Source organism: Acidovorax sp. LjRoot129 (genome assembly GCF_964253765.1).
Lineage (GTDB): Bacteria > Pseudomonadota > Gammaproteobacteria > Burkholderiales > Burkholderiaceae_C > Acidovorax.
Map to the genome: position 1 here is coordinate 3,335,835 of NZ_CAXUSE020000001.1, position 23,896 is coordinate 3,359,730.

Consider the following 23,896-nt stretch of genomic DNA (forward strand, 5'->3'; position numbering starts at 1 on the left):
CTTGCCCTGACTGCGTACGCTGGACCCATTCCGCTGGACCCTCTTAGTTGATAGAAACACGCCATGCCCTACACCGCCACACACCTTGCCCAGCCACCATCCCGCGAAGCCATCGACAGCCTGAACGGCGCCACGGTGCTGGAGTTCGGCACGCCCTGGTGCGGCCACTGCCAGCGGGCCCAACCCCTGATCGAGGGCGCCCTGAAGGACCGTGCTGAGGTCTCCCACGTCAAGGTGGAAGACGGCCCCGGCCAGCGCCTGGGCCGCAGCTTTGGCGTGAAGCTCTGGCCGACGCTGGTGTTTTTGAAGGACGGCAAAGAAGTAGAGCGGCTGGTGCGCCCGCAGGGCCAGCAGGACATCGTGAACGCCCTGCAAACCATTGCAGCGCCAGCAGGCTGAACACGCCTCCAGCGGTGGGCGGCGAGCAACTCGGGCTCGAACCCCAGCCGACACAAAAACAAAAGGCCCCGACGGGGCCTTTTGTTTGAGAGTCAGCACAACAGCTACTTGCCTACGTAATCATGCATGTGCAGCGTGTGCGCGGGCTCTTCGGTCGCCACCGCCGTGTTCGCGCCCGGCACCGATTTGCGCGCGAACAGCGTGTACATGGTGGGCACCACGAAGATGGTAAGCAGCGTGCCCAGCGACATGCCGCCCACGATGACCCAGCCGATCTGCATGCGGGTCTCGGCACCTGCGCCGGTGGCCAGCGCCAACGGGATGGCGCCCAGCACCATGGCGCCGGTGGTCATCAGGATGGGGCGCAGGCGCTGGGCCGACGCCTTGACCAACGCATCGACCATCTCCATGCCCTGCTCACGCAGCTGGTTCGTGAACTCGACGATCAAGATCCCGTGCTTGGTGATGAGGCCCACCAGCGTGATCAGGCCGATCTGCGAATAGACGTTGAGCGATCCGCCACTCCACTTGAGCGCCAGCAGCGCGCCCACCATCGACAGCGGTACCGACACCATGATCACCAGCGGGTCGATGAAACTTTCGAATTGCGCGGCCAGCACCAGGAAGATGAATACCAGCGCCAGCACGAACACAATGCCCAAAGCACCCTGCGAGCTCTTGAACTCGCGCGAGGTGCCGTTCAGATCGGTCGTGTACCCGGGCTTGAGCACCTTGGCAGCAGTGTCGTCCATGAACTTGAGCGCTTCGCCCAGTGAGTAGTCGGGCGACAAGTTGGCGGTGATGGTGGCCGAGCGGCGCTGACCGAAGTGGTTGAGCTCGCGCGGGCTCACGCTCTCGCGCACCTTGACGAGGCTTGAGAGCGGGATCATCGAATCGTTGCGCCCGCGCACATAGATGGCGTCGATGTTCTCGGGCGTGGTGCGGCCGCGTGCGGCGGTCTGCACGATCACGTCGTACTGCTCGGCATCGCGCTTGTAGCGCGTGACAGTGCGCCCGCCCAGCATGGTCTCGATGGCTTTGGCCACCACGTCGACGTTCACACCCAGGTCGGCCGCGCGCTCGCGGTTCACTTCGATGCGAAGCTCGGGCTTGTTCAGGCGCAAGTCGATGTCGGGGCCGACGATGCCCGGGTTCTGCGCGATCTCGGCCATGAACGCCGTGGTGACCTGGTTGAGGTTCTCGTAGGTGTCAGAGGTCTGGATCACATAGGTGAGCGGCCGCGCACGAAAGCCCTGGCCCAGCGATGGTGGCGTGATGAGGAACGCGCTCACGCCCGGAAGGCCGGCCACCTTGGGCTGCAGGTCACGCGCCAGCTCCAGCGTGGTGCGTTTGCGCTCCTCCCAGTCGACGGTGCGGTAGATCACGCTGGCTTGCGCCACGGTGGGGTTGCCGATGTTGGCGAAGATCCGGTCGAATTCGGGGTAGTCGCGCCCGACTTTTTCAAGCTCGAGCGCGTAGCGGTTGGTGTATTCGAGGGTCGCGCCGTCGGGCGCGGTGACGTTGACGAGCACCGTGCCCCGGTCTTCCAGCGGCGACAGTTCCTGGCGCATGCTGGGGTACACCACGAAGAGTGCAGCGCCGCTGATCGCCATGATCCCGACCACGATCCAGCGTGCCTGGAAGATCGCGCCCCGGATGCGGCCGCCGCGCCCGGTGCCGCTGTCTTTGCCGCTCCCACCCCAACGGGCCGTGACGATCCAGCGCAGCAGGCGGCCATAGGCGTCCGACAACTGGGTGAGCCAGCGCTCCATGGAGCGGTCGAACCAGTTGGGCTTGGGGTTGTGCTTGAGCAGCAGCGAACACATCATCGGCGAGAGGGTCAGCGCCACGAAGCCCGACACCACCACCGCCCCGGCCAACGCCAGCGCAAATTCGACAAACAGCCGGCCCGTGCGGCCCGGCGTGAAGGCCAGCGGTGCATACACCGCCACCAGCGTCAGCGTCATGGCCACGATGGCAAAGCCGATCTCGCGCGCGCCCTTGATGGCGGCGGAGAAGGGGTCGAGCCCTTCTTCGATGTGCCGGTAGATGTTCTCCAGCATCACGATGGCATCGTCCACCACCAGGCCAATGGCCAGCACCAGCGCCAGCAGCGTGAGTGTGTTGATGGAGAAGCCCGCCAGCGACATCAGCGCAAAGCTGCCCACCAAGCTCACCGGGATGGTGATGATGGGGATGATGGACGCGCGCAGCGTGCGCAGGAAGACGAAGATCACCAGCGCCACCAGCACCACGGCTTCGATGATGGTGGAGTACACGCTCTTGATGGACCGGTCGATAAAGAGCGAGTTGTCGTTGGCCACGTCGATCAGGATGTCCGCGGGCAGATCGGCCTTGAGGATGGGCATCATCGCCCGCACCCCCTTGGCCAGTTCCAGCGGGTTGGCCGTGGCCTGGCGGATCACCCCGACCGAGATGGCCTCGCGCCCGTTCAGGCGCACGCGGCTGCGGTCGCTGGCGGCACCTTCTTCTACCCGCGCCACATCCTTGATGCGCACAGGAAAGTTGTTGACGGTGCGGATCACTATCTCGGAGAACTGGCCCGGTGTGGACAGGTCGGTTTGCGAGGTGACGCTGAATTCGCGCTGCTGCGATTCGATGCGGCCGGCGGGCAGTTCCAGGTTGTTGCGCCGGATGGCGTCTTCCACGTCCTGCGTGGTCAGGCGGTAGCCGGCCATGCGTTCAGGGTCCAGCCACACGCGCATGGCGTACTTGCGCTCGCCGTAGATGGGCACATCGGCCACGCCGGTCACCGTCTGCAGGCGCGGCTTCACGATGCGGTTGACCAGGTCGTTGATCTCAAGCGGGCTGCGCGTTTCGCTGCTGAAGGCCAGCCACATCACGGGCGACGCATCGGCCTCGACCTTGGCGATGACCGGCTCGTCCACGGCATCCGGCAAGCGGTTGCGCACGCGGGCCGTGCGGTCGCGCACTTCGGCGGCGGCGTTGTCGGCGTCCTTCTCGAGGCGAAAGCGCACGCTGATCTGGCTTTGCTCGGGGCGGCTGATGGAGGTGATCACGTCCACCGCGTCGATGCCGGCGATGGAGTCTTCCAGCGGCTTGGTGACCTGCGACTCGATGACCTCGGCCGAGGCGCCTGCGTAGCGCACGCTGACCGTCACCACGGGCTCGTCGATCTTGGGGTATTCGCGCACCGACAGGCGCGTGAAGCTCACCGCGCCGATCAGCAGCACCAGCAGCGACAGCACGGTCGCAAAGACCGGCCGGCGTATCGATATTTCAGCGAGTTGCATGGCAGTGGGGGCTCAATCAGGCTGGCGCACGCGAAGGGGCCGGTGGCGCATTGCGCCCGGAGGACATGCTTGCTGCAAGGCAGGGGTTGGCGCCCGGCAGGGGCACCGCCAGCGGTGGCAGTGCAGCCGCAGCGACCGGCGGCGCAACTGCCGCGGTTGCAGGGGCCGCGGCAACGGGCGCGCTGCCCGCGGTACCCGTTGTCGCAGGTGCATCGGCAGGTGCCGAGGTGCGCGAAGCTGCAGCGCCGGGGCCAGATGCCGCGCGGGCCGCCGAAGGCGCCGCCCCGTTGCCGGGCTTGCCCAGCTCCACCACACGCACCGCCGTGCCGTACTTCTGAACACGCTGCTGTCCGGCGGACACCACCAGGTCGCCTACGGCGAGGCCGTCGACCACCTCTACCCAGCCGGGGGTGCGCGCGCCCAGCTTCACGGGGGTGCGGCGGGCCACCCGGCTACCGGGCTCCTTGCCATCGACGATCTTGAATACATGCGGGCTGGTGCCGTCGGGCACCACAGCCTCTTCGGGGATCACCCGCGCATCCGCGCGCTCTGAAAACACGGCCGTCACGCGTGCAAACATGCCCGGGCGCAGCTCCAGCCGGCGGTTGTCGATGCAGCCGCGCACTGCCACGGAGCGGCCGTCGGCATCGATCTGCGGGTTGATGGCCTGCACCACGGCGCTGTAGCGCACCCCGGGCAGCGCATCAAAAGACACCTGGGCGGTCTGCCCCGTGCGCACCTTGCCCTGCAGGCGCTCGGGCAGGCGAAAGTCCACATACACCGCGTCGAGGTCTTCCACGTTGACGATGTCCGCGCCGTCTTTGAGGTAGTCGCCCACGTTCACCCCGCGGATCCCGGCAATGCCGTCGAACGGCGCCACGATCTTCAGGCGCGATGCGGTGGCGCGCGCCAGCGAGAGCTTGGCCTGGGCGACTTCGAGGTTGGCTGCGCTTTCGTCCACCGAGCGCTGGCTGATGAAGCCCTGGGCCACGAGCTCCTGGTTGCGTTTGTGGTTGGCCTGGGCAATCGACATTTCTGCCTGGCTCTGCTGGATCTGGGCACGGGGCAGCTGGTCGTCAAACTGCACCAGCACCTGGCCGCGCTTGACGCGCTGGCCATCGCGAAAGTTGAGCTGTGTGATGCGGCCGCTGACTTCAGGGCGCAGCACCACGCTTTGGCGCGACCGCAGGCTGCCCACGGCATCGGCGTCGTCGCGCAAGGCCATCTGCCGCACAGGCACGGCCTCTACCGCCACGGCCCGGCCGGCACCGCCCTGGGCGCCGCGGCCCGGCGCGCCGCCTGCGGGCGCGCCGTTGCTGGCGCCTGGTGCAGCCGCCACTTCGGTGCGCGGTGCCTGGGCAGGCTTTTGCAGCCACCAGGCGGCTCCGGAGGCGGCAGCAATGCCGATGACAGCGAAAACGATGGTTCTGTTCTTGGACGCCATGGATCAATCAAGCCGAGTGAGTGGGGAGCGCAACCAAAGAATGTATCAGTGCGTGTCACGCGCTGCAGCGGCTGCCAACTCGACCCCAAGGTCAATTCGGTGGTTTTACGCAGGCTTTACACAACACAGAATGGAAAAAGGCTCCCGTTGGAGCCTTTGAGAACCAGCGAACAACGTCAAGGGTCAACCGCGCCCTCGCGCCTGGTCCACACCTCTGTTGGCCAGTGCATCCGCCCGGTCATTGCCCGGATCGCCCGAGTGGCCCTTGACCCAGCGCCATTCGATGCGGTGGCCGCCCGTGCTGACCAGCGCGTCCAGCCGCTGCCACAGCTCGACGTTCTTGACCGGCTGCTTGGACGCCGTGCGCCAGCCCTTGGCCTTCCAGCCATGGATCCATTCGGTGATGCCCTTGCGCACGTATTCGCTGTCGAGGTACAGCGTGACGGCGCAGGGCCGCTTGAGCGCCGACAGCGCCTCGATCACAGCCATCAGCTCCATGCGGTTGTTGGTGGTGCCCAGCTCCCCGCCAAAAAGCTCTTTTTCGGTATCGCCGGCGCGCAGCAGCACACCCCATCCGCCGGGGCCCGGGTTGCCCTTGCAGGCGCCATCTGTGTATATCTCGACCTGGTTCAAACTGATTTCCTGCTTGTGTTTTTGATTCTGTCGCGGCGTGGGGTGAAGTCCGCTTTGGTGCCGGCTGGCCCGTGGGCCGTGCCAACGGGCATGTGCGGGCCTTGCGGCACTGCGGCGGCCGCATGCGCGCGGTTGGCAATTGGCACGGCAGCCGCGGCGCGCTGGCGGTGGCTGCGCCATGCGGGCTCCAGGAGCCGCATGCCGTGCACACGCTTTACCGCCACCATGAAGTAGGCCGCCCCAAAGATTGGCCACCACCGTTCGCCCAGCGGGTCCATGAAGCCGAAACGGTCCAGCCACTGGGTGCTGCGCACGGCGGGACGATAACAGCCAAACTGGGCCGACTCGACCTCAAAGCTCAGCAGCCGCAGCCAGTCCCGCAGGCGGCGGTAGCCGATGAATTCACCGACATCGGGCAGGTACAGCGTGCCCTTGCCCATGCGCTGGTACAGCCGGGCACGCGCCTGGCGCAGGCCCCACAGGCTGATCGGGTTGAGCCCGCTGATGACCACCCGCCCTTCGGGCACCAGCACCCGTTCCACCTCGCGCAGCGCCGCGTGGGGGTCGATGCTCAGCTCCAGGGTGTGGGGCAGCACGATCAGGTCAAGGCTGCTTTCGGGAAAGGGCAAGGCCACCGGCTCGGCCAGCAGGTGGATGGCACGCAGCGGTGCCTGTGCGGGGTCGACTTCGCCTCGCAACGGCGCCGCCCCATGACCCGCCACACCCGTCACCCCCTCTTGCCCCAGCGCCAGCCACTGGTGTGGCATGCGGTTGGCGCGCAGGCTGTCGAGCAGCGGCATGCCCAGCTGCAGGCTGTGGTAGCCAAAAATATCCGCCACCGCTTCATCGAAGCGTGCCTGCTCCCACGCCAGCAGGTACCGGCCCGGCGGGGAATCGAACCAGTGGTGCAAACCTATAATTTGATCGCTCATGAACTTGCTGCCACTGCCCGCCTTTACCGACAACTACATCTGGATGCTGCACGACGGGCACCAGGCGGTCGTCGTAGACCCCGGGGATTCCGCGCCCGTGGTGCAGGCCCTGCAGCAGCTTGGCGTGCAGTTGAAGGCCATTCTAGTCACGCACCACCATGCCGATCATGTCGGTGGGGTCGATGCACTGCGCGATGCCACAGGCGCTGTGGTGTACGGCCCGGCACGCGAGCGGATTCCCGAGCCGGTGGTGCGGCTGGCACAGGGCGACACCGTAGATGCCCTGGGCCTGCGCTTTGAAGTGATCGATGTGCCTGGCCACACGGCAGGCCACATTGCGTATTACTGCCCGGCCGTTGACGGCGCCCCGTTGCTGTTCTGCGGCGATACGTTGTTCTCTGGCGGCTGCGGCCGCTTGTTCGAGGGCACGCCTGCGCAGATGCTTGCATCGCTCGATCAGCTCGCTGCCCTGCCCGGTGACACCCGTGTGTGCTGCACGCACGAGTACACCCTGTCCAACCTGAAATTCGCGCGCGCTGTGGAACCTGGCAACACCGCGCTGCTCCACTACAGCACCCAGTGCGAATCGCTGCGGGCCCGCAACGAGCCCACCCTGCCTTCGCGCATGGCACTGGAGCGAGAGATCAACCCCTTCCTGCGCGTGCGGCAACCTGACGTGGCCCATGCGGCCCAGGTTTTCGACGCGCAGGTCCACCAAGAAGACGCCGTAGCGGTACTGGCCGCGCTGCGCCAATGGAAGAACGAGTTCCGATGAAAATTTTGCACATTGCCTGCCTGGCTGCAGCCGTCTGGCTCACAGGCTGTGCCACCACAGGCACACCGCAAGACAACACCGCCACCAGCGGCACTGCCACCCCTTCGGCCAACGCCCCTGCGGCCCGCGCCCCCCACACCCCCGTCATTCCCAACGGCCCCCTGCGCCCGATCACGGCCACGCAGGCGTCCAGCGGCGAGGTGGCTTCGCTCTCGGCCCCCGCCGACCTCTGGGACCGCATCCGGCGCGGCTTTGCTATGCCCGACCTGCAGCACGAGCTGGTGCAGGACCGCGAGCAGTGGTACGCCAGCCGGCCCGACTACATGCAGCGCATGACCGAGCGCTCGAGCAAGTACCTGTTCCACATCGTCGAAGAGCTGGAACGCCGCGGCATGCCCACCGAGCTGGCACTGCTGCCCTACATCGAAAGCGCTTTCAATCCGCAAGCGGTGTCCAGCGCCAAGGCGGCCGGCATGTGGCAGTTCATGCCGGCCACGGGCAACTACTTCGACCTCAAGCAGAACGCTTTCCGCGACGACCGCCGCGACGTGCTCGCCTCGACACGCGCCGCGCTGGATTACCTGCAAAAGCTGCACGGCATGTTCGGCGACTGGCACCTGGCCCTGGCCGCCTACAACTGGGGCGAAGGCAGCGTGGGCCGCGCCATTGCGCGCAACCAGAAGCAGGGCCTGGGCACCTCGTACACCGACCTCAACATGCCGGCCGAAACGCGCATGTACGTGCCCAAGCTGCAGGCGGTCAAGAACATCGTGGCCAACCCGGAGGCCTTCCGCACCGAGTTGCCACTCATTGAGAACCACCCGTATTTCCAGACGGTGGACGTTACGCACGACATCGACGTAGCTTTGGTGGCGCAATTGGCAGGCATCCGCGAAGAAGACTTCCGCGCCCTGAACCCATCGTTCCACCGGCCCGTGATCCTGGCCGCGGGCACACCGCGCATCCTCCTGCCGTGGGACAACGCCAAGGTGTTTCAGCGCAATCTGGAAGCGCGCCGCGAAGGCCAGTACGCCAGCTGGACGGTATGGACCGTGCCTTCGAACATGACGGTGGCCGAAGCCGCACAGCGCGCTGGCATGAGCGAGAACGACCTGCGCAGCCTCAACCACATTCCGCCACGCATGCTCATCAAGGCCGGCTCGGCGCTGATGGTGCCGCGCTCGGCCGCCATCCGCCAGGACGTGTCATCCCACCTGGCGGACAACGGCCAACTGGCCTTTGCCCCCGAGGTGGTGACACGCAAGACGATGGTGCGCGCCGGCAAGGGTGAAACCGTGGCCAGCATCGCTCGGCGCTACAAGCTGGCCGCCTCTAACGTGGCCGACTGGAACGACGTGCGCGCCAACGCTGCTTTCAAACTGGGGCAGCAGATCGTGGTGTACCTGCCGGTGCAGGCAGCGCGGGCCAGCGCCAGCCCACGGGCAGGCACCGTGCGCGCCACCGCGGGCAACAACACCAGTAGCAACAGCAAACGCGCTGCTGCAGCCCCCTCGCGCAAGGGTGGCGCCCCGTCCAAGGTCAAGCGCCGCTAGCCATTGGGCGCGGCGGGCATTTATTGCCGCGCCGCGCGGGTGTGTCTGCGTCAGAACTTGAGCGCGTGCATGCCCAGCAGGCCCAGGACGCCCATGACGATGAGGTAGACCGCCACGATGGTGCTGAGCAGGCGCGGCATCACCAGGATGAGGATGCCGGCAATCAGGGAAACGAGGGGACCGATGCTGAGGCTGAACGTCATGGCGCAATCCTTGATGGAAATAAGAACGAAGAATGGAACGGGTGGCGGACCACGGGCACCATGCGTCTGCACGGCACGCGGAGCGAAGGACTGTAGTCCATCAGGTCGCCGGTTCGAGTCTCGCAGGACAGGCGCCCGTCTGCTGTAGGCGCCGCCCGCGACATGCCCCCAAACCTTGAATTCACACGTTGAATTTTTGCCGCGCCTTGCGCACAAAGTCGTTGGTGTAGGTGCGCGCCAGGTCCACCTTGAAATCCCCGAGCTCCGGATGTACCCGGGCCAGCGCACGCAGTGCCGTGGCGGCGCCGTCGTCGGCCATGAGGCCGTTGGTGGAATAGGTCTCGCGCACACGGCCAAACGCCGCCAGGTACAGCCCCCGGTCCCCCATGAGATACCCCACCGGCACCGCCTTGACCAGGTCCGCCGGCGCGGCGGTCTGCAGCCACTTGAGCGCGTGCACGATGCCATTGGCCAGTGCCTGCGCCTGGGGCGCGTTTTTTTGCAGAAAAGCCTGCGGCGCATACAGGCAGCTCGCAGGCATATTGCCCCCAAAAATCTCTTGCGCAGCCTTGAGCGAGCGGATGTCGCCCGCAATGCGCGTGTCGGCCTTTTGCTCCAGCAAAGTCATGATCGGGTCTGCATGGCACAGGGCATGGACCTGGCCGGAGCGCAGCGCATTGAGTGCCGCCGTGCCTGACCCGACGCCGACAAACGACACATCCTTGGGGCCCAGTCCGGCGCGGCCCAGCGTGACACTGGCTGCCAGATGAGTAGACGACCCCACGGACGACACCCCGATGCGCCGCCCTGCGAGGTCTGTCAGGTCCTTGAATGAAGGCAACGAGCGCTGCGATACGCCCAGGGCCAATTGCGGAGCACGCCCTTGCACCACCAGCGAGCGGTACACCTGGCCGCGGGCCTGCTGGCGCAGCGTGTGCTCGAACGCACCGGCGCACACATCAGCCACACCCTCCTGCACCGCCTGCAGGGCCAGCGCGCCGGCCGAGAAATCCCGCACGGTGACGTCCAACCCTTCCGCGCGAAAGAAACCAAGCTGGTCTGCCAGCGCGAGTGGCAGGTGATAGAGGGTGCCCTGCCCGCCCACCGCTATCGTCACGCGGCCCAAGGACATCGGTTCGGCCTGCGCCCGCACGGCAGCGGGCGCAAACACTGTGGCCGCAGAGGCAGCTGACAGTGCGCCAAAGGCACGGCGGGTAAGCAAAGGACGAGTCATGGGATCAGGATAGGTGATTGTTGCACCGCAACAATCGTGCCGCAGAGTGGGCCCGGCCGCATCAGGGGGATTCCCAGCGGGTTTCTACTTACCGGAAAGGCAGTGCATCAACTGCACGCGGAAGGCCGCACCAGTGGGGCGGAGCGCCTGGCGCGGAGCAGGAACCTGCCGCAGGCTCAGCGATAGCCCACGAACAGGATCGCGACGTTCACCAGAAACGCCCCCGTCCAGACCGCGCTGCGCACGGTGGGCATGTCGGACACGTACATCAGGATGTAGAACACCCGCAGCATCACGTACAGAAACGCCAGGATGTCGAGCAGTGTCTGGCCCGCGCCCAGCAGGTGCGCAATGATCACCGCGCCGATGAAAAACGGCAGGGACTCGAAGCTGTTGGCCTGCGCCGCGTTGGCGCGTGCGCGCCAGTCGGTCTGGCGTCCCATCCAGGCGCGCGGGTCGTGGTTGTCAAAACCGCCCTCCTTGCGCGACTTGCCCAAGTGCCCGCTCTTGGCCAGCCAGGCGCAAGCCAGCGGCAGCAGCGCTGCGATCAGCACGCACCAGTAGGCGACCGTGAACCGTGCGACGTGCATGGTGGTGTTCATTTTTGAAGCTTTTTTGGCCGCCAGCGCTTATCCAATAAGCGCTGATAGCTATTAAATTGTGAGTATTCTAGCGGGCATGCGGCCCCCATGAAAAGACTTTGAACAGGCTCTTGGGTCTCACCGGCGGTCTACCAGCGCATGCGCGATGGTGCCCAGGTCCACGTACTCCAGCTCGCTGCCCACCGGCACCCCGCGCGCCAGCCGGGTTACGTGCACACCACGGCTTTTGAGCACTTCGCTGATCACATGCGCCGTGGCCTCGCCCTCGGCATTGAAATTGGTGGCCAGGATGACTTCCTGCACGCCCTCATCGAGCGCGCGCTGCATGAGCTTTTGCAGCCCGATCTCTTTGGGCCCCACCCCATCCAGCGGACTGAGCCGCCCCATGAGCACAAAGTACAGCCCTTTGAAAGCCCCCGTCCGCTCCATCGCCGCCTGGTCCGCCGGCGTCTCCACGACACACAACCGCGACCCGTCGCGCGATGGGTCAAGGCAGGTGCTGCACACCTCCGCCTCGGTGAACGTATGGCAGCGCGCGCAATGGTGCACCGACCCCACGGCCTCATGCAGCGCCTGCGACAACACCTGCGCGCCCTCGCGGTCGTGCTGCAAAAGATGAAACGCCATGCGCTGCGCAGACTTCACCCCCACCCCCGGCAAACGGCGCAGCGCCTGGATCAGCGCATCAAGGGAGTTGGCGGAGGACATGGATTGGCAAGCGATTCAAAAAAAAAAGCGGGTTGGGGAGCAGGCTTCAACAACCTCAGCCCGGACGGTTTGGAGGACACGGCGGCACTGCAAAAGCTCAATGGACCGCAAAAAAGACGTCCAAATAAATCGGTATTCACACCCCACCCTCCAGGGCGTAGCGGGCGGGATGAGCTGCTAGGCGGACGGAGCACAGGAACCGGAACGTACTTCCTGTACGTGAGGATTCCGAGCACCGCCCAACGACGCAGATCGCCCGCTCGCTAGCCAGAGAACTAAAACGGGAATTTCATGCCGCCGGGGAGGCCTGGCATCCCTTGCGTCAACTTGCCCATCTTCTCCTGCGAAGTCTCCTCCGCCTTGCGCACCGCGGCATTGAACGCCGCAGCCACCAGGTCTTCCAGCATGTCCTTGTCCTCAGCCAGCAGGCTTGGGTCAATGGTGATGCGCTTGACGTCGTGTTTGCAGGTCATCACCACCTTCACCAGGCCGGCACCCGATTCGCCTTCGACTTCAACGAATGCCAGTTCGTCCTGGGCCTTCTTCAGGTTGTCCTGCATCGCCTGGGCTTGTTTCATCAGGCCGGCGAGTTGTCCTTTGTTGAACATGGGTAGGTTCCTTTGCTTTCTTTTGGGTTGATCGATTCCCCGCGAAAGGGAGATTGGAATTCGGTATCAGCGATTCATTGGTCTGCGCCCTCCGGGCAGTGCCCGGGACGCGCAGGGCCGCAGCGATTGCACCGTGGGACGAGTGGCGTCGCCAACATCATGGCTCACACCGGCTTGACGCTCCCCGGCACGATTTTCGCGCCGAAGTCGCGCATCAGCGACTGCACATAGGGGTCGTTCGCCACGATCTCCTCGGCCCGGCGCTGGCGTTCCGCGGCGGCGGCCGCGTTGCGGCGCGCAGGGCTGTCGATGACCATGCCCAGCTCCACGCTGATCTGGCTTGCGTGCCCGGCGCTCTCCAGGGCGGCACGCAGGCGCTCGCGTGCAGTCGGCTGGTTGAGCGACTCGCGCTCCACCCGCAACAGCCAGTGGCCGCCGTCGCGCGCCACCAATTGCGACTGCAGGGCGAGTTCGCGCACCAGGGCGCTGATGGCTTCGGCCGCCACCAGTTGCTGCACCGTCGTGTGCCACAGATCACCCTCTTCGGTGGGCGTGTAGCGCGCCGATACCGGCACGGGCGCGGAATGGGGCGTGGGCTGCAGGCGCGATCCAGGCTCAGGTGCGAGACGCACGGGGATTGCTACGAATTCAGGAGCGCCCTGCGCTTGTCCTGCTTGCGCAGGGGGCAAATTTTGCTCAAAACTTCCGGCATTTCGGACAGGGAGCGCCATGACGGGGGCGTGGGCAACAGGCGCGGTCTGCGCGGCGCGGTCTGCCTGAACATTTGCCAGGGCCGCCGCCGGTGCTACCGCAGTCGCACTGCCAGCCTCTTCGTCAGACCCGGGCCACGGAGGCGGCTCGGACGACGCGTCATCATCCGATGCAGACACCTCGGGTGCTGGTGGCGCTGCTGCTGCTAACGACGCAGGAGCTGCCGCCGTGCGTGCCGCGGCGGGCGGTACGGGGGTTGCTGTCGGCGCTGCGAGCGTCGTGAGCAGTGGCGGTGCGGGCCGCACGGCAGGAGTCGCCGAGGCCGCTGGTGCCGCTGGTGCCGCTGGTGCCACCGCAGCGGGCACCTGCGCCGACGTCGTTTCAGCCCGCGTTAGAGTTTTTTTTTCAGCCGATTCGCCGCTGGGCTTGAAGGCCAGAAGGCGCAGCAGCACCATGGTCAAGGCGGCGTACTCATCGGGCGCCAGGCCCAGCTCGCCGCGCCCGTGCAGGCACAGGCTGTACAGCAGCTGTGTTTCGTCGGCGGGCATCTGGCTGGCGAGCCGCGCGGTTTCCGCGGCTTCGGGGTCGTCGGCATCCACGGCAGCGGCCATTTGCGGCACGGCCTGGAACACCGCCATGCGCTGCAGGACCGCACTCATCTCCTCCAGCGTGGACGCAGCAGACAGGCCGTTGACCCGCAGCGCGTCGGAGGTCTCCACCACCGTTTTGCCATCGCCGTGCGCCAGGGCGTCGATCAGGCGGAAAACGTATGTCCGGTCCACCGCGCCCAGCATCTGGCGCACGCCTGCCTCTTGCAACTGGCCGCTGCCAAAGGCGATGGCCTGGTCGGTGAGCGACAGTGCATCGCGCATCGAGCCGCGCGCCGCGCGGGCCAGCAGGCGCAAGGCCTGCGGTTCAGCCGGCACGTTTTCTTGGGCGAGCACGCCAGTGAGGTGCTCCAGCACCGTCTCGGGCGCCATGGGCCGCAGGTTGAACTGCAGGCAGCGCGACAGCACGGTGACCGGCACCTTCTGCGGGTCGGTGGTGGCCAGCACGAACTTGAGGTATTCGGGCGGCTCTTCCAGCGTCTTGAGCATGGCGTTGAACGCCGTGTTCGTGAGCATGTGCACTTCGTCGATCATGAAGACCTTGAAGCGCCCTTGCACCGGCTTGTACACGGCTTGCTCGAGGAGGCTTTGCACCTCGTCCACGCCGCGGTTGGAGGCCGCATCGAGCTCGGTGTAGTCCACGAAGCGGCCACTGTCGATGTCGGTACACGCCTGGCACACGCCGCAGGGCGTGGCGGTGATGCCGCCGTTGCCGTCGGCCCCCTGGCAGTTGAGCGACTTGGCCAAAATGCGCGACACCGTGGTCTTGCCCACACCCCGCGTGCCGGTAAACAGGTAGGCGTGGTGCAGACGCTGCTGCGTGAGGGCGTTGGACAGCGCCTGGACCACATGCTCTTGCCCCACCATTTCCGTGAAATTGCGGGGACGGTACTTGCGGGCGAGCACGAGATAGGACATTTGGTCGATTCTACGGGTTGGACTGACGGCCTCGGCAGACGCAGGGGTGATGCGGGCCGGTGCTATCCGGGGATTGGGAAGGCGGCGGATCAGGCGGGGCTGGGTGGACGTGAACCTGTGTCTTGCGCCCCGCCCATCGTGATGCGCCACCAAGAAAAGTGGGCTTCGCATCCAGCGTACAATTGCTGGTGACGGGCCTCCTCGCATGGTGAAGCGGCCAACCGGGTCAGGTGGGGAACCAAGCAGCCCTAACTGTGGAGTCAGTGCCGGGGGTAAGGCTCGTCAACTTCTTTTTCTGTCTCTGCGTTTGGCTGCACCCGATGCTGCCGGCGCCAGGATCGCCAGGGCCTCTCGTGCCGCCCTGGCTTAAGTCCACCACCCTCTCAAGCCCCCTTTGCCATTGATGCTTTGGCTTGCCGCTGGCGTTGGGCCGCACGCCGTGCCACCATGGTGTCAGTGATTTCCCACGCGGTTTTGAGGCATTCGAGACTGCGCGGGTCAGGCAGTCCCAAGCACACTTTGTTGCATCGCTTCATCCCTTCTTTTCACGGGTGCCGCCATGCCAAACCGCAACCCAGCGCAGGTGACTTCCATCCGCCACACCGTGGCGAAAAAGCTTTGTTTTTCTCGCATTGCCTTTGTCTCGCGCAAGCGGCAAAGAACCGCCACCCCCTGGATCCGTTCCCTGATCGCACCGTGCTTTTGCGCAGCGCTTGCAAGCCCGGCAATGGCAACAGACACCTCCGCGTTTGGCGAAGAGACGATGGCGGCGCTGCAGGAGGAAACACGCTCTGCGGCACCGTTGTCTGCGTATGAGGTCAACAGCCTCGTGCTGCCCAACCTGGGCGACACCAACTGGGGTGCTTCCGCGCAGCGCGCAGGGGGCGCCAGCGGATTCGCCAATGCCACGCAGCACATCGACGTCACGCGCTGGCTCACGCCAGAGGCGCCGCGGAGCCTGGGTTTTTCGCTGGGCGTTACATCGGCAGCCCCCTCGGCCAGCGCGCTGGCAAACACCAGCGGCAACTTCAACGGCCCCGCCACGCCGACCAGCCTGGACCTGGGCGTGCGGTGGCGTTCGCGCCTGGACAGCGGCCGCCAGCTGGACGTGTCGGCCTGGGCGCAAACCCCGCGGTTTGCGGCCCAGTCACCCGACGCGATGGGGCTGATCTGGCAGCAGCAGCAACCGGTGTATGGCACACGGGTCGAAGTGCAGTGGGCCTCGTCGCGCACGCGGGGGTTGGTGCCGGAGTTCGGGGCCATCGGCGTGCAGTTGCAAGGCGGGTCCAAACTGGTGCTGCGGGCGCGCAAAGGCGGGCCGATGCTGTACTACCGCGCTAAATTTTGACCCCCTGAGACGCTGCGCGTCTTCCCCCCGAGGGGGACGCACCCGGTGGACCGGCGAAGCCGGATCCACGGGTGCTCTCGCGTTGAGAACGCGCCGGTTTTCACCGGCGCGCCTTCCTCCTCAAACGCCCTGTGCCAGCCAGCGCCGCGCGCCCTCGCCTGCCACGCGGCCGCTGGCCATGCTGGCGGTGAGCAGGTAGCCGCCGGTGGGGGCCTCCCAGTCGAGCATTTCGCCGGCGCAGAAGACGCCGGGCAGGGCCGTGGCCATGAGGTTCGCGTCGAGCGCCTCAAAGGTCACTCCGCCGGCGGTGCTAATGGCTTCGTCCAGCGGGCGCGTGGCGACGACGGTGATGGGCAGGGCCTTGATGGCGTGGGCCAAGGCCACAGGGTCATTCACGCCGTCCTTGCCCAGGTGTTCGTACAGGATGCCGGCCTTGATGCCTTCCAGCCCCAGGCGGCTCTTGAGGTGGCTGGAGAGCGAGCGCGATCCGCGCGGATGCCGCACTTCCACCAGCACGCGTTCGGGGGTGTGGTCGGGCAGCAGGTCGAGGTGGAAGGTAGCGTGCCCGTGGGCCTGCAACTCGTCGCGCAGCAGGTGCGATACGGCGTAGACCAAACTGCCTTCCACACCCGTAGCGGTGGCGACGAACTCGCCACGGCGGCTGAAGCTTTTGCCCTGGCTGTCGGTGAAGTTCAGCTGCACCGTCTTGAAGGGCTGGCCCGCAAAGCGCTCGGCAAAATGCGGTGTCCAACCCACGGTGGGGGTGGGCGCGCGGCCCAGCAGCTCTTGCAGGAATTCGCGGCGGGTCTCGCCGGTGGGTGCAGCGGAGCGCAGCACATCAAAGCCGCAATTGGACGGGCGCAGCGGGGCCACGGCCACACCAAGCTCGGACAACAAGGGCGCCCAGGCGCCGTCCGACCCCAGGCGCGCCCAGCTGCCGCCGCCGAGGGCCAGCACCACGGCGCGTGCCCGCACTGTCGACTCCGTGGGCTCACCCCCCGCACCCGGTGCCGCAAACCGCAGCGCGCCGTCACCCGCCCAGCCGAGCCAACGGTGGCGCATATGAAACTGCACGCCCTGCCCCCGCAGACGCTGCAGCCACGCCCGCAGCAGCGGTGCGGCCTTCATGTCGGCCGGAAACACGCGGCCTGAAGTCCCTACGAACGTCTCCACGCCCAGGTCTTGCGCCCAGCTGCGCAGCTCGGGGCCGCCAAAGCCTTGCAGCAGCGGCTCGATCTGCGGCTGACGCTCTGCGTAGCGCGCCATGAAGGTCTCGTGCGGCTCGGAGTGCGTGAGGTTGAACCCGCCCTTGCCGGCCAGCAAGAACTTGCGCCCCACCGAAGGCATCGCATCAAACAGGTGCACAGACGCTCCGCCTTGCGCCAGCACCTCGGCCGCCATCAGCCCCGCGGGGCCGCCCCCGACCACGGCGACATCGCAGTGCAGGTCGGCCACGGCGTCGGGCGAAGAAGGGGTGGTAGCGGGCATGAAAAGACCTTTGGGTAGGGTGTGCGGTGGCCGTTTTCAGGGTCAGAAAAGTGAACCCTGGGGCGAATCTGGATCGTTGCCCGCGGTCACGGAGGGAGCTGGTGGCGCAGGCGGCGACACGGGTGACGCGGTGGGGGCCGGAGTATGCCTGATGGCCTGCTCGCCGGCTTCAGGGTACGCCGCCGCTTCAGGAGCTGGTGCGTCACTTGTACTTGTCACGGCGTCAGACACCACCACCATGCGCCCGTCCCCCGTGAGGAACGCGGCCCGCACCCGCTCGCCCGGCGTCTGGCGCTCTACCGCATCGCGGTAGCGGCGCAACTGGGCTATCAGGGCGGGCTGGCGCTCAGGCTCGGCGGCGCTTTTGTAGTCCAGCACCCACCAACCCGCCCGCTCGAGGGGTTGCGTGCAATGCACCAGGCGGTCCAGGCGCAGGCTTTGGCCACCGTAGCGCAAGGGAGCTTCATTGATGGCGGTATCGACAGCGGCCGGGTCCCAAGCCCACGCGCCCTCGCCTGCCAGGATGCGTTGGGCTGTCTGCGCGGCCAGCCGTGCGGCGCCGGGGGTGATGTCAAAGTCCTGCGCCAGGCGGGCTGCGCGCGCGGCCGGCCAGCCGTGGGCGCGCAGGTCGGCCAGCGGCGCACCGGCCACGCCCGCTTGTTCCAGCAACTGGTGCATGGCCTCGCCCAGCCGCGATGCCGGAGTGGACGGAGTGGCCGCGCCGTGCGCCAGATCCACCCCGCTGCCCAGGGCGGCATCTTCCGACGCGCCTGCCGACGTCTCAGACGATGCAGCAGGGGCGTTGGATGGCATGCGCAGGTGCTCGGGCACGGGCGGCAGTTCGGCCAGGGTGAACTGCGCGGGTGGCACAAGGCCCGGTGCAGTTTCTTCGCCCCCTCCATCTGCTTTCGGCGCGACGATCTCCATCGACACCTCCACCGTCAGCGCGGAGAGCCGGTTCCACCAACTGCCAGGGGCCGACACGCTGGGCAGCACCGACGAGATCGCCAGGCAATGCTTGGCGCGCGTCATGGCCACGTAGAGCATGTTCAGCTCTTCACGCTGGCGTGCCTGCTGCTCAGTGGCCAGCGCGTCCGCTGCACTCGGTGGCGGGCTCGATTCGCTGGCCAGGAAGACAAAGCCCGTGGGCGCAGTCTGCTCGCCGGGCCAGTCGACCAGCACGCCCATGGTCTCGGCCTTCTGGGGGCGGGTGTCGGTGTCGAGCATGAGCACGCAGCGCGCCTCCAGCCCCTTGGCGCCGTGCACCGTCAGCAGCCGGATCGCCTCGGCATCTGCACGGCCCGGGGCGCGTACACCGCCGCGCTTCATCGCACGGATGAAGGCATAGGGCGTGAGGTAGCGGCCGCCGTCGTGCTGCAGCGCGGCTGACAACAGAGCGCGAAGGTTGGCCTGCACCGCCAGGCGCTGCGTGGCCGGCGCGGCCGCGGCAAAGCGCGCAAGCACGTCGCCGTGTTGGTAAATGGCGTGCAGCGCGTCGTGCGGCGGGAGGCTGTCCACCCAGGCCTTGTATTGCATCAAAACAGGCCCTAGCGCTTGCATATCAAGCGGTAGTAGCTCACTTTTTTGTAGCAAATCAAACCAACTACAGGCAGCGTGCTCAGGCTGGCGGCGCAGCAGGGCCAGCGCCACGAGCGCGTCGTCGTCCAGGCGGAACAGCGGCGAGCGCAGCGCACGCGCGAGCGACAGGTCGTGACCTGTGGACACCAACGCGTCCAGCAGCGCCACCATGTCCTGCACCTCGGGCGCGTCGAACAGGTCGGCCTTCTCGGGCTGCACGCAGGGCAGGTGCAGTGCGCGCAGCGCATCCTGCATGGCAGCCAAGCGGTCGCGCTTGCGGGCCAGCACCAGCACTTCGTTGGGCGGCGTTCCTTGCGCAATCTGCTCGGCCACCCAAGCGGCAGCCTGGGCGCACTCGCGCATGCGCTGGGTTTCCTCAGCTTCGTGGCGCGGCTCGGTCAGGCTGTCGCGCCAGGCCAAGGGGTCGTTGCCGGCGCCACCCTCAGCATCCGGAGGCAGGATGGCGGGCAGGCGCAGCAAGGCGCCCGGGTCTTTGGATTCGGTGGTGTGGTCGCGAAAACCGGTGGTCTCGTGTTGCGCCTGCGCCGTGCCCATCACGTGGTTGACGGCGGCGATTACGCCGGTGGCGTTGCGGCGCGTGTGGTCGCAACTGAGCAGGTCGCCCCCAAGACCATTGCGTACAAAGGCCTGGGCCGCGATGAACACCTGCGGTTCGGCCCGGCGAAAGCGGTAGATGCTCTGCTTGGGGTCGCCCACGATGAACACACTGGGCGCCGTGGCGCCGCCGCCAGAGCCCGCGTAGCCCGACAGCCACGCATGCAGCGCCTGCCATTGCAGCGGGTTGGTGTCCTGGAATTCATCGACCAGCAGGTGGCGCACGCGGGCGTCGAGCCGCTCCTGCACCCAGCCCGACAGGATGGGGTCGGACAGCATGACCAGCGCGGTCCGCTCCACGTCGTTCATGTCCACCCAGCCGTGCTGGTTCTTCACGGCCGCAAATTCCGCGATCAGCCGCCGCGCCAGGCGCGCCATGCGCTGCTGGTGGTGCCAGGCGGCGTGCTGGCGCCGCGCGACCAGCAGGCGCTGCAGCTCGGGCTCGGCCTCCTGCGCGGCGGGAAACTTCTCCAAATTCTTCGACAGCCGGTCTTCCTTGGCCACAAACAGCGCCTTGCGCAGCAGATCGAGGCGTTCGTTGAGATCGGCACACGCCAGCGCATCGATGATCGCGTCCGCTGCCTTTTGCGGGGTCTTGTTGGTCTCGGCTCCCAGGGCCCTGGCACGGGCCAGCCAGCGCTGATGGCAAGCGTCGCCCTGCAGCGTGTCGGCAGGTTCTGCGCCGCCGCCGAGGTCCGGGTAGGCCCGCTGGAACGGCGGCACGGAGGCATCCACCACACCGATGGCATCGGCCAAATCAAACTCCACCCGCTTGGCCAGAGCGGCCGCCAGCGCCTTGTGGGTTTGCGAGCGGCCGTGCTGGGCCACGACGGCCTCGTAGTCGGCGCGGAGGCTGGGGCTTTCGGCCACCGCCTGCAAAAAAGGGCTCCAGACCTCGCGCACGGCTTCGGCGTCGTCCTCGAGCAGCTCGAAATGGGCGGGCAACCCCTGCGCCTGCAGCAGCGCCAGCGGGGCGGTGCCGAGCAGCGCGGCAAACCAACTGTGGAAGGTGCGGATCTGCACCGGCCGGCCGCTAGCCAACATCTGGCGGTATAAATTTTGTAGCGCCTCGCGTTTATCCAGCGCGCGTTGGGGGCTGATTCCCCTCGTAGTCAGCTCAGCGGTCAGGTCCTGCAGGGGCGCATGGGCAAATGCCTCAAGCCACTCTTGCAGGCGCTGGCGCATCTCGCCCGCGGCCTTCTTGGTGAAGGTGATGGCCAGGATCTCGTGCGGCGCGCAGCCATCGAGCAGCGCGCGCAGCATGCGCGAGACCAGCATCCAGGTCTTGCCCGCGCCCGCGCACGCCTCCACCGCCACGCTGCGTGCAGGGTCGCAGGCAATCGCGTAGAAACCCTCGCGAGAGATGGGCTGACCGTTGTGTTCGTAGGCGGCTTGTTCAGTCATTTCCTTGATCCACGATGCCCTGCCCATCTGTCCGGCTGCCGCCCTGCTCGCCGCCTGCGAAACCGGCGCGACCGCAGGCGAGAGACGACGCGCAAGGGCCGCCCCGCCGCGCTGGCGTCTTCCCCCTCCCGGCGCAGCCGAGAGAGGGGGCTGAGCGCCGCGGCTCCACGCCTGCCTGCGCAGGCTCGGACGGCAGCGAAGAGCGGACGCCTCTGGCGGATGCAACCGAGCCGCAGCGGCTCAGGGGGGTGTCCCTGCTCATTTCCAGAAATCCTTGCGGCAAAGACCTCGAGCTGCGCAGTACTCGCACACAGCGCCCTCGCCCAGCGCCGGCAAAGGGTCGCCCGCGGCGATGCGGTCAAAGTCGTGCTGAATGCCTTCGACCAGCAGGTCGCGCAGGTGCACCACCTCTTCCTGCTCGTGCATCCGTGTCTCGCCCCGCTCACCCACATTGACATAAGCGGCACGCAACGTGTCGTGGCTGAGCAGCGCGGCGTAGAAGGCAAGCTGGGTGTCCTCGGCGCCGGTCTTGATGCGCTTGGCCGTGACGGTGTCGTTCTCGGTCTTGTAGTCGATGACCAAGGTCGTGGACTCGCCGGGCGCAGCCACCGCATCGACGCGGTCGAGCGTGCCCACCAGTTGCAGGTTGCCCAGTGGCTGGGTGGTGCGCAACTCAGCCTGGCGGAAGTGGGCGCCGGTCTGCTCATGCTGGGCCAGCCAGCGCAGGTAGCCATCACGCACCTGGGGCCAGCCGGCAGCAAAGGGCAGGAAGTCGCCCTCGCCCAGGCCCTGCTCACGCGTCACGGCCTGGGCGGCGGTATTCATTCGCTGCGCACGTTCTGGCAGGCCGTCCACGGGGTCGGACAAAAGGGCTTCATGGAAGTGCTGCAACACCGCATGCAGCCAGTTGCCGAAGTCGCGCTTGTCCACCTCGGTGGCCAGTTCATCGGCCTCCTGCAGGCCCAGCTGGCGCAGCGCAAAGAAGCGGTAGGGGCAGTGCCGCAGGTCGGAATACGCGGTGGACGAGAGCCGAAGCATCGGAAGCTGATGCCCCTGGGGCTGGGGCCGTGGGGTGGGGGCGGCATCGACCGCACGCTGGATTCGGCTATCCGCGCCAGCGTGCGCCTCGCCGTCCAATTGCAACGCCAGCACCAACGGGCTGGCCAGCAGGGGCTCGCCGCCTTCGTCCCCTGTGCGCCACAGCACGTCCACGGCGGGAGTTTGCAATGCGTGCTGCCAGGCGGCGCGTTGGGCTGCCTCCATTGATGCACGCGTGGGCAAGCCCCAAGCCTCGCGCTGCGCCTGGGTCCACTCGCCGGCGGGCTCCGGCGCAGCTTGCAGGCGTTTTTCGTCGCAGCCCGGCAGCACCAGGGCTCCAAACGGGCGCGCCAGCAACTGAGGCAAGGGAAGCACCACCACGGGCGCGTCGCCCATCTGCGCGGGAACGTAGCGCGCGGCTTCCAGCACTTCATTGGCCCAGCGTGTGAATTCGGCCAGGGTCATGCGCCGACCTGCGCCATCGCCCCAGCCATCGAGCTCGATCTCTTGCCCTGCCTGCAGGCGCAGGGCAGACAGCACGCGTGTGCCAGCGGCGTCTTCTTCCAGCACGGGCCACTGGCCACTTTCAACCAGCAAGGCGCGCAACGCCTGCAACCATTGGGGCAAGGCACGCGCGGCGCGCAGGCCGTCGCGCCAAGCTTGGGCCTGGGCCACGACAGCCCCCACGTCGGGCGCGCTTGTCCAGTCATGCTGCGCCACGTGAGACCACGAGGCCATCGACGCCTTGCGCAGCGCGCGCTCCAACCGCCCGAGGACTGCCGCATCGGCATGGGGCACGTGCTTGAGCCAGTCCAGCACCGCGTCGGACGTGGCGTCCCAGGCACAGGCGTTGAGAGCCGCCATCAAGCGTGCGGCAGCCCGCGTAGTCGACAGCGTCCAGCCGTTTTCATCACGCACGGCCACACCGGCGCTGGCCAGATGGGCCCCGATGCGGCGGGTCAGCGCGCGGTCGTTGGCCGCCAGCGCGACGGGGACACGCCCGGCCGCCAAGTGTGCGAGCACGCAGGCGGCGGCGCGCTGCGCCTCGTCCTCGGCGTCGTGTGCGGCGTGCAGCGCAACGTGGCCCTGGCCCGCCGGCAAATCCCCCAATGGCGGATTCCACAACACCAGCGACAGGACCTTCTCGCCCCAGTGGTTCTGAAGTGCCTGCGCCAGCGCATCGGGCTGAAAGCCGGGGAGCAGCACCAGGGCATCCACCGATCTGGAAACGCCGGGCTCGAACAGCACGTCGGTGGCGTGGCGCGAAGCCAGTACCCATTCAAGCGCAATGCGCGCCACTACCGCCTCGTACCGCAGGGCCGAGCCTTCATCGGCCGGGGGCAGCAGGGTGCGGGCCTGCTGGCCCCAGGCGTCGCGCTGCGCTGGCGGCACGGCGGCCACCGCTGGCGCGAGCTGTGCTGCGGCCTCCTGCAGCGGCGCGGCAAGCACGTCCCGCTGCGCCGACAGACCAACCCGATCGAGCAACAGGCGTGCGGTGAGGGTATCGCGCGCCACGTCGCCGGCAAGATCGTCCCCCTGGGGCACAAAGGCCGCGAGCTGCCGCGCCCAATTGCGGGTGGTTTCAAACCGGGGAGCAAAGCCGTCTGGGTGTGCAAGGCCCCAGTAGCGCTGCGCCCACGGCATGAGCTGGGCGTAAGGAACCAACACCACCGTGCGCGCAGGGTGGGCGCCGCAACGCTCCATGTGCTGGGCGACTTGGGCCAGAACACGCTGCCACAAGAGCGCGCACTGATCACTTTTCGCTATGACTGTCATAGCGTCACAAGGCCCGGCCACACCGGTGAACGTGGGATTGGTTTCT

The 23,896-nt window shown here is 67.0% G+C and carries 18 protein-coding genes and 1 other RNA gene; 5 read left to right on the plus strand and 14 right to left on the minus strand.

The window, feature by feature from the left end; all coding sequences use genetic code 11:
* Nucleotides 1-63 precede the first annotated feature (63 nt).
* Nucleotides 64-399, plus strand: coding sequence for a thioredoxin family protein (locus tag ACSQ3Q_RS15340; protein WP_436135214.1), 336 nt, complete (start codon nucleotides 64-66; stop codon nucleotides 397-399).
* 104 nt (nucleotides 400-503) lie between these two features.
* Here ACSQ3Q_RS15340 and ACSQ3Q_RS15345 read toward each other — a convergent pair whose 3' ends face one another.
* The 4 genes from ACSQ3Q_RS15345 to ACSQ3Q_RS15360 all read right to left on the minus strand — a co-directional run bounded on the left by ACSQ3Q_RS15345 (nucleotide 504) and on the right by ACSQ3Q_RS15360 (nucleotide 6,683).
* The gene (locus ACSQ3Q_RS15345; protein ID WP_436135215.1) at nucleotides 504-3,674 is read right to left on the minus strand and encodes an efflux RND transporter permease subunit; all 3,171 of its coding nucleotides are present in this window, start codon (nucleotides 3,672-3,674) and stop codon (nucleotides 504-506) included.
* 16 nt (nucleotides 3,675-3,690) lie between these two features.
* Entirely contained in the window at nucleotides 3,691-5,118 is a 1,428-nt protein-coding gene (locus ACSQ3Q_RS15350; protein WP_436135216.1) for an efflux RND transporter periplasmic adaptor subunit, read from the minus strand.
* A 183-nt stretch (nucleotides 5,119-5,301) separates the two neighbouring features.
* Nucleotides 5,302-5,751 carry a ribonuclease HI gene (rnhA, locus tag ACSQ3Q_RS15355; RefSeq protein ID WP_436135217.1) on the minus strand — a complete coding sequence of 150 codons (450 nt, stop codon included), beginning with the start codon at nucleotides 5,749-5,751 and terminating at the stop codon, nucleotides 5,302-5,304.
* Nucleotides 5,748-6,683, minus strand: a complete 936-nt coding sequence (locus tag ACSQ3Q_RS15360; RefSeq protein WP_436135218.1) for a class I SAM-dependent methyltransferase — start codon at nucleotides 6,681-6,683, stop codon at nucleotides 5,748-5,750. The genes rnhA and ACSQ3Q_RS15360 overlap by 4 nt, the downstream gene beginning before the upstream one ends.
* Between ACSQ3Q_RS15360 and gloB the strand changes: the two genes are divergently transcribed.
* Both gloB and ACSQ3Q_RS15370 read left to right on the plus strand, forming a co-directional pair.
* Nucleotides 6,682-7,458 carry a hydroxyacylglutathione hydrolase gene (gloB, locus tag ACSQ3Q_RS15365; protein WP_436135219.1) on the plus strand — a complete coding sequence of 259 codons (777 nt, stop codon included), beginning with the start codon at nucleotides 6,682-6,684 and terminating at the stop codon, nucleotides 7,456-7,458. The genes ACSQ3Q_RS15360 and gloB overlap by 2 nt on opposite strands.
* Nucleotides 7,455-9,011 (plus strand): transglycosylase SLT domain-containing protein, encoded by a 1,557-nt coding sequence (locus ACSQ3Q_RS15370; protein ID WP_436135220.1) that lies wholly within the window; start codon nucleotides 7,455-7,457, stop codon nucleotides 9,009-9,011. Before gloB ends, ACSQ3Q_RS15370 begins: the two co-directional genes overlap by 4 nt.
* 50 nt (nucleotides 9,012-9,061) lie before the next feature.
* Here the strand turns inward: ACSQ3Q_RS15370 and ACSQ3Q_RS15375 are convergent, their stop codons facing one another.
* The 6 genes from ACSQ3Q_RS15375 to dnaX form a co-directional block, all read right to left on the minus strand.
* Nucleotides 9,062-9,214: a DUF3096 domain-containing protein gene (locus ACSQ3Q_RS15375; RefSeq protein WP_436135221.1), complete on the minus strand. Its 153-nt coding sequence runs from the start codon at nucleotides 9,212-9,214 to the stop codon at nucleotides 9,062-9,064.
* 181 nt (nucleotides 9,215-9,395) lie between these two features.
* Nucleotides 9,396-10,448, minus strand: coding sequence for an ABC transporter substrate-binding protein (locus tag ACSQ3Q_RS15380; protein ID WP_436135222.1), 1,053 nt, complete (start codon nucleotides 10,446-10,448; stop codon nucleotides 9,396-9,398).
* A gap of 176 nt (nucleotides 10,449-10,624) precedes the next feature.
* The gene (locus tag ACSQ3Q_RS15385) at nucleotides 10,625-11,050 is read right to left on the minus strand and encodes an MAPEG family protein (RefSeq protein ID WP_436135223.1); all 426 of its coding nucleotides are present in this window, start codon (nucleotides 11,048-11,050) and stop codon (nucleotides 10,625-10,627) included.
* A 117-nt stretch (nucleotides 11,051-11,167) separates the two neighbouring features.
* Complete coding sequence (gene recR, locus ACSQ3Q_RS15390; protein WP_436135224.1) at nucleotides 11,168-11,758, minus strand: recombination mediator RecR; 591 nt, start codon at nucleotides 11,756-11,758, stop codon at nucleotides 11,168-11,170.
* A gap of 275 nt (nucleotides 11,759-12,033) precedes the next feature.
* Nucleotides 12,034-12,366 carry a YbaB/EbfC family nucleoid-associated protein gene (locus ACSQ3Q_RS15395; protein ID WP_056163744.1) on the minus strand — a complete coding sequence of 111 codons (333 nt, stop codon included), beginning with the start codon at nucleotides 12,364-12,366 and terminating at the stop codon, nucleotides 12,034-12,036.
* A gap of 164 nt (nucleotides 12,367-12,530) precedes the next feature.
* Nucleotides 12,531-14,603: a DNA polymerase III subunit gamma/tau gene (gene dnaX, locus ACSQ3Q_RS15400; RefSeq protein ID WP_436135225.1), complete on the minus strand. Its 2,073-nt coding sequence runs from the start codon at nucleotides 14,601-14,603 to the stop codon at nucleotides 12,531-12,533.
* Between the two features lie 190 nt (nucleotides 14,604-14,793).
* Here dnaX and ffs point away from each other — a divergent pair.
* Nucleotides 14,794-14,890: signal recognition particle sRNA small type (gene ffs / locus ACSQ3Q_RS15405), an RNA gene on the plus strand.
* A 211-nt stretch (nucleotides 14,891-15,101) separates the two neighbouring features.
* On the opposite strand, the gene ACSQ3Q_RS15410 is transcribed toward ffs, so the two are convergent.
* Nucleotides 15,102-15,344 carry a hypothetical protein gene (locus ACSQ3Q_RS15410; RefSeq protein WP_436135226.1) on the minus strand — a complete coding sequence of 81 codons (243 nt, stop codon included), beginning with the start codon at nucleotides 15,342-15,344 and terminating at the stop codon, nucleotides 15,102-15,104.
* Between ACSQ3Q_RS15410 and ACSQ3Q_RS15415 the strand changes: the two genes are divergently transcribed.
* Nucleotides 15,331-15,951 (plus strand): hypothetical protein, encoded by a 621-nt coding sequence (locus ACSQ3Q_RS15415; RefSeq protein WP_436135227.1) that lies wholly within the window; start codon nucleotides 15,331-15,333, stop codon nucleotides 15,949-15,951. The genes ACSQ3Q_RS15410 and ACSQ3Q_RS15415 overlap by 14 nt on opposite strands.
* Nucleotides 15,952-16,071: 120 nt before the next feature.
* Here ACSQ3Q_RS15415 and ACSQ3Q_RS15420 read toward each other — a convergent pair whose 3' ends face one another.
* The 3 genes from ACSQ3Q_RS15420 to ACSQ3Q_RS15430 form a co-directional block, all read right to left on the minus strand.
* On the minus strand, nucleotides 16,072-17,439 hold the full coding sequence (locus ACSQ3Q_RS15420) for a TIGR03862 family flavoprotein (RefSeq protein ID WP_436135228.1): 1,368 nt from the start codon (nucleotides 17,437-17,439) through the stop codon (nucleotides 16,072-16,074).
* A gap of 42 nt (nucleotides 17,440-17,481) precedes the next feature.
* A complete protein-coding gene (locus ACSQ3Q_RS15425; protein WP_436135229.1) occupies nucleotides 17,482-21,036 on the minus strand; it encodes a UvrD-helicase domain-containing protein in 3,555 nt (1,184 codons plus the stop codon).
* Nucleotides 21,037-21,294: 258 nt separating this feature from the next.
* Complete coding sequence (locus tag ACSQ3Q_RS15430) at nucleotides 21,295-23,850, minus strand: PD-(D/E)XK nuclease family protein (RefSeq protein ID WP_436135230.1); 2,556 nt, start codon at nucleotides 23,848-23,850, stop codon at nucleotides 21,295-21,297.
* Nucleotides 23,851-23,896: the final 46 nt, after the last annotated feature.